This is a genomic window from Micromonospora rubida (assembly GCF_009908295.1).
Lineage (GTDB): Bacteria > Actinomycetota > Actinomycetes > Mycobacteriales > Micromonosporaceae > Micromonospora > Micromonospora rubida.
In genome coordinates this window covers 120,608-131,272 of record NZ_JAAALO010000014.1, presented here as the reverse complement: position 1 = coordinate 131,272, position 10,665 = coordinate 120,608, and the positions used below count along the sequence as shown (strand labels likewise).

9 protein-coding genes and 1 pseudogene are annotated in these 10,665 nt (G+C 69.7%); 9 read left to right on the top strand and 1 reads right to left on the bottom strand.

Annotated features, from left to right (window positions below; genetic code table 11):
- The first annotated feature begins 195 nt into the window (after nucleotides 1–195).
- The 5 genes and pseudogenes from GVV04_RS30425 to GVV04_RS30415 all read left to right on the top strand — a co-directional run bounded on the left by GVV04_RS30425 (nucleotide 196) and on the right by GVV04_RS30415 (nucleotide 4,825).
- Entirely contained in the window at nucleotides 196–516 is a 321-nt protein-coding gene (locus tag GVV04_RS30425) for a PadR family transcriptional regulator (protein WP_161692464.1), read from the top strand.
- Nucleotides 516–1,601, top strand: a complete 1,086-nt coding sequence (locus tag GVV04_RS30420; protein ID WP_161692444.1) for a hypothetical protein — start codon at nucleotides 516–518, stop codon at nucleotides 1,599–1,601. Before GVV04_RS30425 ends, GVV04_RS30420 begins: the two co-directional genes overlap by 1 nt.
- Nucleotides 1,602–1,898: 297 nt before the next feature.
- Nucleotides 1,899–2,583, top strand: a pseudogene (locus GVV04_RS34900) (DUF4158 domain-containing protein).
- A 43-nt stretch (nucleotides 2,584–2,626) separates the two neighbouring features.
- Entirely contained in the window at nucleotides 2,627–2,800 is a 174-nt protein-coding gene (locus tag GVV04_RS34895; RefSeq protein WP_407938859.1) for a hypothetical protein, read from the top strand.
- 6 nt (nucleotides 2,801–2,806) lie between these two features.
- Nucleotides 2,807–4,825, top strand: a complete 2,019-nt coding sequence (locus GVV04_RS30415; protein ID WP_407938858.1) for a Tn3 family transposase — start codon at nucleotides 2,807–2,809, stop codon at nucleotides 4,823–4,825.
- 253 nt (nucleotides 4,826–5,078) lie between these two features.
- Here the strand turns inward: GVV04_RS30415 and GVV04_RS30410 are convergent, their stop codons facing one another.
- The gene (locus GVV04_RS30410; protein ID WP_161692443.1) at nucleotides 5,079–5,519 is read right to left on the bottom strand and encodes a hypothetical protein; all 441 of its coding nucleotides are present in this window, start codon (nucleotides 5,517–5,519) and stop codon (nucleotides 5,079–5,081) included.
- 151 nt (nucleotides 5,520–5,670) lie between these two features.
- Between GVV04_RS30410 and GVV04_RS30405 the strand changes: the two genes are divergently transcribed.
- The 4 genes from GVV04_RS30405 (at nucleotide 5,671) to GVV04_RS30385 (ending at nucleotide 10,623) form a co-directional block, all read left to right on the top strand.
- Nucleotides 5,671–6,927 (top strand): sensor histidine kinase, encoded by a 1,257-nt coding sequence (locus GVV04_RS30405; protein WP_161692442.1) that lies wholly within the window; start codon nucleotides 5,671–5,673, stop codon nucleotides 6,925–6,927.
- Nucleotides 6,915–7,562: a response regulator transcription factor gene (locus GVV04_RS30400; protein WP_161692441.1), complete on the top strand. Its 648-nt coding sequence runs from the start codon at nucleotides 6,915–6,917 to the stop codon at nucleotides 7,560–7,562. The genes GVV04_RS30405 and GVV04_RS30400 overlap by 13 nt, the downstream gene beginning before the upstream one ends.
- Before the next feature lie 146 nt (nucleotides 7,563–7,708).
- Nucleotides 7,709–8,596, top strand: coding sequence for a recombinase family protein (locus GVV04_RS30395; protein ID WP_201754388.1), 888 nt, complete (start codon nucleotides 7,709–7,711; stop codon nucleotides 8,594–8,596).
- Nucleotides 8,597–9,975: 1,379 nt separating this feature from the next.
- Nucleotides 9,976–10,623, top strand: a complete 648-nt coding sequence (locus GVV04_RS30385; protein ID WP_201754387.1) for a Tn3 family transposase — start codon at nucleotides 9,976–9,978, stop codon at nucleotides 10,621–10,623.
- Nucleotides 10,624–10,665 lie beyond the last annotated feature (42 nt).

Sequence of the window (10,665 nt, the reverse complement as noted above, 5' to 3'; positions counted from 1 at the left end):
CGGCTGCCCTGGGAGGGTGACGGGCCGCTGGTCGACCTGCGGCAGCCGCCCGGGGTGGCGTTCCACGTCTACGACGATGCGGGGCTGCTGACCACCCACTACCGGGTGGTGGTCTGAGGATGCAGGGGATCGCTGCCGGCCAAGGCCCGTTGACGATACCTTGATCACTTACATATGATCCGCGGCGTGAAGCCGATGCGTGAACCGACGTTCCTCATCCTCACCGCGCTCGCTGGCTGCCCTCGCCACGGGTACGGCATCGTCCAGGAGGTCAAGGCCCTCTCCGAAGGGCGGGTCAGCCTTCTCACCGGCACGCTCTACACCGCACTCGACCGGCTGGCCGCCGAGGAACTCGTGGAACACGACCGCGACGAGGAGGTCGACGGCCGGGTGCGCCACTACTACCGGCTCACCGCGCGAGGGCTGACGGCCCTGACCGCCGAGACGGCCCGCCTGCGCCAGCTCACCGGCGCGGCCGAGACCCGACTGCGCGCCCTCCGCCCGGGCATCGCCTGATGACGGGGGCGCTCGCCCGGCGGTACCGCCGGCTGCTCTTCTGCTACCCGCGCGCCCACCGCCGCGACGAACTGCTCGCCACCCTGATCGAGGCGGCCCCGCCCGGGCGCAGCCGACCGACGGTGCGCGAGGCCGCCAACCTGATCCGGCATGGGCTACGGGCCCGCCTCGGCCGCCCCGCCAGCCGCACCGTCGCCGCCTGGGCGGTCCTGGCCGCGATCATCGGCGGGGTCTTCGCCGCCGCGTTCGCCACCCGTGCCGGCTGGGAGACGGCCGAACCGCTGCCCCGGGCCGGGCAAACCCGGGCGATGCTCGCCGAGATCCTGCCCGGCCAGGACCTACGCGGCATCGAGGACGCGCCGGCCATGTTCGTCATCTACGGCCATCCGCTCGGCTGGGACGACGCCAACAGCATGCTGTTCGGCGACGGCGGCGAATACTCGTTGGCGAGCGTCGGCGGTGCCGTCGACGGCATCCCGGTCCGACCGCCGCAGGAAACGCTCGACCTGGCGCGGCAACGGCTGCGGGAGACCGGCTGGACGGTGTACAGGCCGATCGTGCGCAACATGTACGGGTGCATCGGGCCGCCCTGCGATTCGTCGGCGATCCCGACGGACACCACCGTCGTCGCGCAGCGCGGGAACACGACGCTGACACTCCAGGTGAACTCCGAGTCCACCACGGCCAGCACGTTCCTCACGGCGAGCCTCCAACGCGCGACGCCACCGGCCGTCTACCCGTTCGCGGTCGGCGGCGGCCTCGCGGGAGCGGTCGTCGCCTTCCTGCTGTTCGGCTGGGCAAGCCGCCGCACCGACGGGCGCCGCTTGGCGGGCGGGGTCGTCACGACCCTGTTCGGTGCGACCATGCTCCTGTGGTGGGCGCCGACCCTGTTCGCGGTGCCACTGATGGTGCAGCACCATCTCGACGAACCACATCCGTCGTGGCACCCGATGTGGGAATGGCTGGGCCAGCCGACGCTCTCGCTGCTCTTCGTCGTCGGTGGCGGTTGTGTCCTGCTCGGCCTGGGGCTGGCCGCAGTCCCGCGCCCGCGCACCGAGGCAGCGCCCACGACCGCCCCGTCGTGATTGGAACCGCAGAGGTCACACCGCACGGCTGTTCCTCTGCGTCGACGTCGTAGACCGGAACAGGCCCCGGCCGCGGCGAGTGCCGCGCGGCTGGGGCCTGTTCCGGCCGGCCTCGGACAGCGTCCACCTCAGCACCACCGATCCGGCTCTCGGCCTTGGGGACCAACGGAACAGTCAGTATCGGTGAGATTGATCATGGTCGACCTGCCGTGATCCACTAGCACAAGCGATCCGTTTCGTGCGGGTGTTCGGGGAAAGATCCACGGCTGCTCGTGGCCGGGTGGTTACGTCCGCCTCATGCCGGTGGAATTCTTGACTGACGAGCAGGCTGAGGCGTACGGGAAGTTCGCCGAGGAGCCGCCGAAGCCCGAGCTGGAACGCTTTTTCTTCCTGGATGACGTGGACCGGGATCTGATTGCGCTGCGGCGTACGCAGCATCACCAGCTCGGGTTCGCGCTGCAGATGTGCACGGTGCGGTACGTGGGCCTGTTCCTGGGCGAGGACCCGCTGGATGTGCCGTGGCCGGTGGTGGAGCACCTAGCCGAGCAGCTGGGGATCGAGGACGCAGCGGTACACGGACCGGCGTCAGACGGTGTATGACCACGCGTGGGAGATACGTGAGGCGTACGGCTACCAACTGTACGAGGACCGCGCTCAGGGCCGGAAGTTCCGATCCTTTCTGCACGGGCGGGCGTGGACGGCGCACGCCGAGGGGCCGAAGGCCCTGTTCGATCATTCGGTGGGCTGGCTGCGCCGCAACCGGGTGCTGCTGCCTGGGGTGAGCGTGCTGGCCCGGGAGGTCGCCGAGGTCCGCAGAATCGCGGAGGAACGGCTGCACGCCACGGTCGCCAAGGAGGTCCGGCGGGCGGACGCGGCGCTGCCCGGGGACCTGGTGGCCACGCTGAAGACGCCGGAGGGTAAGCGGTATTCGGAGCTGGAGCGGATGCGCCGGCCGCCGACGCGACCACGGGTACCGCGATGAAGGGCGCGTTGCAGACGACGCCCTGGACCTGTTCGAGATCCTGATGGCGACGAGGCTGACCAGTACGGCGAAGCGGTCCAGCGAGAAGCAGCGCCTGTCGACCCTGCCGCAGTTGGAGAGGGCATCGCGGCTGGTGGCGAGGGCGGCGGCGGTGTTCATCGAGGAGCTGGAGCTCATCGAGCAGACCGGCTGCGATGTCGACGTGAGCGCGCTGTGACGGGCCTTGGAGGAGGTCGCACCCCGGGCCGCGCTGTCCAGCGCGGCCACCGTGGTGGTGAGCCTGGTGCCTGAGGACGACAACACGGCGGAGACCGCGCTGCGGAGCGCGCTGGCGCTGCGCTACAACACCGTCAAGCCGTTCCTGTCCTTGCTGGGCGAGTCGAAGGCGCTGGACGCTGCGCCCGGCGGCAGGCGGATTCTCACCGGAGTGCAGCGGCTCCCGGCGCTCTCGCGGAGGAAGGTGGGCGAGAAGCCGCTGCTGCCGCGCGAGGTCGACGACAAGCTGGTGCCGTCGCACTGGCGCAAGGCGGTGTACGCAAACGCGGACCTGCCGGAAGGAGCGGTGGACCGCGACGCGTACGTGGTCTGCGTGCTGGAACAGCTCTTCGGAGCCCTCAAGCGCCGCGACATCTTCGCTTCCCCCTCGCATCGCTGGTCCGACCCGCGCGCCCGCCTGCTCCAGGGCAAGGGGTGGGAGGCGGTGCGCGAGGACGTCCTGGCGGGCCTGAGCCTGGACGAGGACGCGGAACAGCACCTTCGGGAACTGTTCGACGTGCTGGACGCTACGTGGAAGCAGATGGCTGAGCGGCTGGAGGAGGCCGGCGACGACGCGAAAATCAGCATCGAGGTGCAGCCCAACGGGCGGGCGAAGCTGAACGTGGAGAAGCTCCACGCGCTCGGTGAGCCGAAGTCGCTGAAGTGGCTGCGCGAGCGCGTCGAGAAGATGCTCCCGAAGATCGACTTGCCGGACCTGCTCTTTGAGGTGCACGCCTGGACCGGGTTCCTGGACGCCTTCGTGCACCTGGGCGACGGCAAGACCCGCATGAAGGACCTGCCGACCTCGATGGTCGCGCTGCTGGTCTCGGAGGCGTGCAACATCGGCATGACGCCGGTCATCAACCCGGGCTACGAGGCACTGACCCGGTCCCGGCTGGTCCACGTCGACCAGTACTACCTGCGCGCGGACACCATCGCCGCCCTGATCGCAGCCCAGGCCTGGGTGCCGATCGTGCAGTTCTGGGGCAAGGGCCTGCTCGCCTCCGTCGACGGCCTGCGCTTCGTCGTCCCCACGCGGAGCATCAACGCCGCGCCCTCGCCGAAGTACTTCGCGAAGAAGAAGGGCATCACCTGGCTGAATGCGATCAATGACCAGGTGATCGGCATCGGGCAGATGGTGGTGCCCGGCACCCCGCGTGACTCCCTATTCATCCTGGACGCCCTGCTGAACCTGGACGGCGGGGTGAAGCCGGAGATGGTCGCCACCGACAACGCTTCCTACAGCGACATGGTGTTCGGCATCTTCAAGATGCTCGGCTACCGCTTCTCCCCGCGCTTCAAGGACCTGGAGGACCAGCGGTTCTGGAAGGCCCAGATGCCCGGCGCCGAGAACGCCGGCGGGTACGGGCCGCTGGAGGCCATCGCCCGCAACAAGGTGAACGTGAAGAAGATGATCACGCACTGGCCGGACATGCTGCGGGTGGCCGGCTCCCTGGTCACCAACCAGGTGAGGGCCTACGACCTGCTGCGGATGTTCGGCCGCGAGGGCCACCCGGCCCCGCTCGGGCAGGCGTTCGCCGAGTACGGGCGGATCGCCAAGACCCTGCACCTGCTCGCCGTCGTCGACCCCATGGACGACACGTACCGGCGCCAGACGCACAAGCAGCTCACTGTCCAGGAGTCCCGCCACAACCTCGCCCGGAACATCTGCCACGGCAAGAAGGGCACCATCCACCAGGCGTACCGAGACGGGATGGAGGATCAGTTGGGCTCGCTGGGTCTCGTTTTGAACGCCGTGGTGCTCTGGACCACCAGGTACATCGACGCCGCCGTCGCCCAACTCCGCGCCGAGGGCCACGAGATCCGTGACGAGGACGTGGCCCGGCTGTCCCCACTCAAGCACCGCAACCTCAACGTCCTGGGCCGCTACAGCTTCACCGCCTCCGTCCCGCGCGACGGGCTGCGGCCGCTGCGCGACCCGGATGCCGTCGATCTCGATGACGATGACGACGGCAACGACGAGTAACCCACGGCCGCCGCGCCTGCCGTGCTCGGCGGCCGTGCCTACAACCTGGGCGGCGGCTGTCGTTGAGCACGGCATGGCTATGTGCGGTTCGAGGAAGTCCACCAGTTATATGACTCACGAGCGGGCGATGGAGGCCCTGCACCTGCTTTCCGTCAGGGGGCAACTGCACCTGGATGCGGAGCCCGGCCGAGCGACGGCCGGGCTGATCGAGATGTGTGACCTCCTCCACGGGCACCTACGAGGTCTGCGCGGGTCAGCGTGACTTGGGGAAGGCGGCGCGCAGTGCAGAGCCACGGATGATGAACGCGACTTGGATGATGGGCAGCATGCAGACGACCTGCATCACCGCGTACCACGGCGGGCAGACACCCGGGATCAGGTCGACACCGATGATCGCGATCGGCATGATCACGGCGAGGGCGCTCACGCGCTCGAAGGCCCGTCGGGATCCCCGGGAAGCGGAGACGGTCATCCTGTAGATCAGCACAGCGACTACAGGCAGCAGGACTGCCCGGACCCACATGAACGTGTTCACCATATGACCGCTGCTCGACACCACGATGACCGCCAGGAGGGCGACGGCGCTGAGTGCGCCGTAAACCTTGATGCTGCTCTTCGCCGTGTCGAAGGCTCGTCGGGTGTGGGGATGGTCGTGGTGGGCGGCCGAGGGCGGGGTGTGGATGTTGGATTCCATGCTCACCGACGCTACGAAGCGCTCGGTCGACGCGGTATCCGTCTGGACGCACGGGTAGGTGGGGATAGCCCTACTCCCCGGCTGACCAGGGCGGTAGCGGGCTCCGCGCCGTGCACAGTGGAAGCACCGAACGGAAAGCGAAGGAAGAAATATGAGACAGCTGGGTTCGTGGCTGGCGCGCGCTGGCGTGGGGTTCGTACGGGCGTGCGTCGTGGCGGCCATCAGCATGCTGGTCCCGGCCTTGTGGGCAGCCGCCGTGGCGCTGGGGATCTGGTGGGGGGCGGGAAACCCGTGGTCGTGGGTCGCGCCGGTCGTGTTGGTGTGCGGGGGCACGCTCCCCCTGTCCCGCCCGGTCTGCCGGATGGTCCGCTTCCTCGTCACGAAGTGGACGGCCACCGTCATCCCCGCCGGATACCGGGAGGCCGGGCCGGTGACGCGGATGTCCACCGGGTACTGGTGGAACGGCTTCAGTTACGAGCGCACCCGCCGCGACGCCCTCTTGGATCAGAAGTGGCGGGTCCGGTGGAGGGATCCCGCCAACTGGCGCGATCTGAGGTTCACGGCGATTGCGCCGCTCACTGCGGGCGTGGTCGCGTCCCTTCCGCCGGCCGGGGTGGCCGTGGCGGTCCTCGGGCTCGGCCAGCCGGAGTCCGCCGCGCGCGTCGTCGGGGTGCTCGGCCTGGTTGTGGCCTTCGCTAGTGCCCCGTATGCCTGGCGGTGTGTCGAGCCAGTGGCCGTCCGCTTCCTACGCCCGTCACCCGCTATGGCGTTGGCGGACCGTGTGGACGAACTGACCGCCCAGCGCGCGGATGCGACGGTCGCTCAGGCCGCCGAGATCCGCCGGATTGAGCGGGACTTGCACGACGGGGCGCAGGCCCGCCTGGTCGGGCTCGGGCTTTCTTTGGCGACTGCGGAGAAGCTGATGGAAACCGACCCTGACCAGGCCAGGACGCTGATGAGGGAAGCGCGGGCTGGTGCCACGGCGTCACTGACCGAGCTCCGCGAACTGGTTCAGGGAATCAACCCGCCCGTGCTGAACGACCGCGGGCTCGTCGATGCCGTTCGCGCTCTTGCCCTGGACAGCCCGCTCGAAACGGCTGTCAGCGCCGACCTTCAGCTCCGCCTGGACCCGCCGATCGAGTCTGCCCTGTACTTCGCCATCGCCGAACTGCTGACCAACGCGGTCAAGCACGCCCGTGCGACCCTGGCCCGGATCTCCATCACTCAGGACGACACCGGCATCGTCATCGATGTCGAAGACGACGGCCGCGGCGGAGTTGGCGTGCGAGCCGACGGCGGACTTGCGGGGCTGCGTCGCCGGCTCGCGGTCTTCGACGGCACCCTGGAGATCACCAGCCCGGCAGGCGGCCCGACCCGGGTGAGGATGATGGTGCCATGCGAATCGTAGTAGCCGAAGACCTCTACCTCCTGCGTGACGGAATGGTCCGCCTCATCGAGGCGTGCGGGCACCAGGTGGTGGCGACGGCAGCCACCGGACCCGAGACGCTTGAGGCACTGCTGACGTGGCGGCCGGACGTTGCCGTCATCGACGTCCGCATGCCGCCGACCCAGTCGGATGAGGGCCTGCGCGCTGCTCTTGCCGCCCGCAGCGAACTGCCCGGACTGCCGGTCTTCATCCTTTCCCAGTACGTCGAGCAGCTGTACGCCCGCGAACTCCTGGCCGACGGCGCCGGTGGCATTGGCTATTTCCTCAAAGAGAGCGTCTTCGACGCCGATCAGTTCATCGATGCCCTGGAACGCGTCGCCGGCGGCGGGACCGCCATGGACCCAGCCGTCATCGCCAAGTTGCTGTCCAGCGGGTCCTCGAACCGGCGACTCGAACGGCTCACCGAACGCGAACACTCCGTGCTCGGCCTCATGGCCGAAGGATTGTCCAATCAGGCCATCGGCCAGCGCCTCTTCCTCAGCGAAAGCGCCATCAGCAAATACACGACCTCCATGTTCGGCAAACTCGGCATCTCCGATGACGACACCAACAACCGCCGCGTCCTCGCCGTCCTCACCTACCTGAATAACCCCTGACGCCCCTCGGCTCCACCGCAGTCGGCGTTTCATAAGTGGTCCCCGTTTCAACACCGGACGTTGACGGCATCGTCGCAGGCCGGTTCGTTTCACGGGTCGTTTCCTTCCTCTTGACCTGTGAAACGTACTCCTGAAACGATCCCGGCGTGATCACCGATCCGTACCGGCTCGTCGAGTCGCACGTCTGCCCGATGTCCACCTGCCAGGCCCCGGCGGGCTCGCCCTGCCGCACCACCTCCGGCAAGGTCGCACTCAAGTACCACACCGCCCGCTTCCAGCTCGTCCCCGCCCTGCGGTCCGAACTGCACGTCGCCACCCCCGCCGTACGCCATCCCGGTTCCGTCTGGACGGCCCTGCCGGTGCAGAAGCTCGCGGCGCCGGCCGTGCCGATGGAGGTCAGGCTCGCGTACGCGCGGGTTTCCAGCCGGTCGCAGGAGATCCAGTCCCAGATCGACGCCCTCGAAGCCTCCGGCGTGCACCGGCTGTTCCAGGAGCAGATCAGCACTCGGGTCCGGGAGCGTCCCGAGATGAAGGCGGCCCTGGCGGCGGCCCGCGAGTACCGCTCACTGGGCGCGAAGGTCACGCTCGTGGTGCACGAGATGAAGCGGCTGGGCCGCGGAGCCCTGGAACTGCTGAAGGCCGCCGAGGAACTGCGGGACGCCGAGATCGAGCTGGAGTTCCTCACCGGCCCCCTCGCCGGGAAGCACGACCCGGCCGGCCACGGCGCCGCTCTGTTCGCCTTCTTCGCCGCCATGGCAGAGTCCGAGCGCGACTACATCCGCGACAAGACCCTCGAAGGCCAGGAGACCGCCCGCACGAAAGGCAAGGCCATCGGCGGTGTCAAGGTCTCCGACGAGGACATGCTCGCCACCGCTCTACGCCTTCGCGACGAGGAGTTGAGCCTGCGCGAGATCGCTTCCCGGCTGGTGATCCGCACCGGCAAGAAACGCGGGCAGCACCCTGCCCCGGCCACCGTCATGCGCATGCTGCGCGAGCACGACGAGCAGAAGGCCGCCGCCGCGCAGGGCGCGTGACTGGCCCCCAGCCACCATGATCGTTCTCATCGATACTGACTGTTCTGTTGGTCCCCATGGCCGGTCCGCGCTGGGGCGGGCGGTCGTCGCCGACGCTCTGCGCGCCGTCGATCCGGTCGGCGCGCGTGCGGTGGAACACGAGACGGACTGGCGGCACGGATACCTCGGGCACTTCCGGCGGCTCGTCGAGGCCGGGCTGCTCTCCCGCGACGCCGCGGTGACGATCGCCCGCGACGGGCTCGCCTCGCTGCACCGCCGGATGACCGTGCTCCGCGCAGACGGCGTCGAGGTGGGCCTCGGCGATGTGTTCGCCACTTCCGCCCAGGTCGAGCCGCTGCGGACGGCCACGATCGCCGGCGCAGGTGAGGCCGAGCGTGAGCTGTCGCTGCCGTACCGGGGCCGCCGGCTGCGCGGCGACGACCTGTGCCGCCGGCTCGACGCGTGGGTCGCCGCCGGGGTCGTCGAGCCGTCCTGCGCCGAGGCAGTACGTGCCGTCATGGCCAACCCGGGCTGGCTCGACCTGCGCGACCACCGCATCGTGGTGCTCGGCGCGGGCGCCGAGATGGGCCCGCTACCGTCGGTGCTGCGCTGGGGCGGCGACGTCGTCGCGGTCGACCTGCCGCGCCCGGAGATCTGGCGGCGGCTGCTGGACACCACCCGCCGCTCCGCCGGCCGGCTCCACCTGCCCGTGCCGGCCGACACCGGCCCCGACGACGACACGGTGACCGCCCGCGCCGGCGCCGACCTGCTGCACCACCTTCCGCAGGTGGCCGACTGGCTGCTCGGCGTCGAGGGCCGGCTCGTGCTGGGCAACTACGTCTACGCCGACGGCGCGACCAACGTCCGGGTCGCCGCAGCCGTCGACGCGCTGACGCTGCGGTTGCAGGAGCGCCGCGACGACGTGGCGCTGGCGTTCCTGGCCACCCCCACCGACGTTTTCGCCGTCCCCGGGGACGCGGTGCAGCACGCCGCGCGGGGCTACGCCGCGCGGGGCATCCTCCGCCGGTCGCTGCGGTTCGCCTCCGGCGGAAGGCTCCTGCACCGCAACTACCCGCCGGGCGTCGACCCGGGTGTCAACGACAGCCTCGTCCCGCAGCAGGGCCCCAACTACGCGTTGGCGAAACGCCTGCAGCGGTGGCGGGCGACGACCGCCCGCGACGCGGGGGCGACCGTGTCGTTCACGGTCGCCCCGCCCACCCGGACCCGCTCGGTGCTGCGTAATCGGGCGCTCGCCGCCGCGTACGCCGGTGCGCACCGCTTCGGCATCGAGGTGTTCGACCCGGCTACCAGCAACACGTTGATGGCCGCGCTCCTGGTGCACGACCTGCGCACCGGCGGCGGCCCGGCGCTGCCGCACCCGTGGCAGGACGAGGCGTACGGTGCGGCGCACGGCGGGCTGTGGCGGGTGCCGTACACCCCGCGCAGCGCCCTGGGCCTCGCCGTGCTGCTCGGCCTGGGCGGCGCGCGTCCGCACCGGCACCGCATCGACCGAGGCGATCCTGCGCCGCTTTACCCGCGCCGCCTCGCACCCCACGTACCAGGCGATGCTGGAGGTCGGCCGGGCCGTCAAGACGGCCTTCGTGGCTCGGTATCTGCGCGACCGGGACCTGCAGCGCGAGATCCACGACGGGCTGAACGTGGCTGAGGGCTGGAACGGCGGCAACCAAGTGCTGTTCTACGGCAAGGGCGGCGACATCGCCACCAACCGCCGCGACGAGCAGGAACTGTCCGTGGCCTGCCTGCACGTGTTGCAGGCCTCCGTCGCCTACGTCAACACCCTGCTCGTGCAGGACGTCCTCGCCGAACCCGCCTGGTCCGACACGCTCACCGCAGAAGACCGGCGCGGCCTGACGCCGCTGTTCTGGACCCACGTCGCCCCGTACGGCGAGGTGACGCTCAACATGACCAAGCGGCTGGAGCTGCGCGGCGAAACGGCATCAAACGCCGCCAGCCCTGACCGTCCGGGCGGTGCAAGAGCAACCGCAGAAGCCTCCAAAATTCCTCAGCCGAGCGCTGATGCGCTATGAAGGTCGCCATGGCAGAAGGGTCCAGCCGCAGCTCTCGGCGCA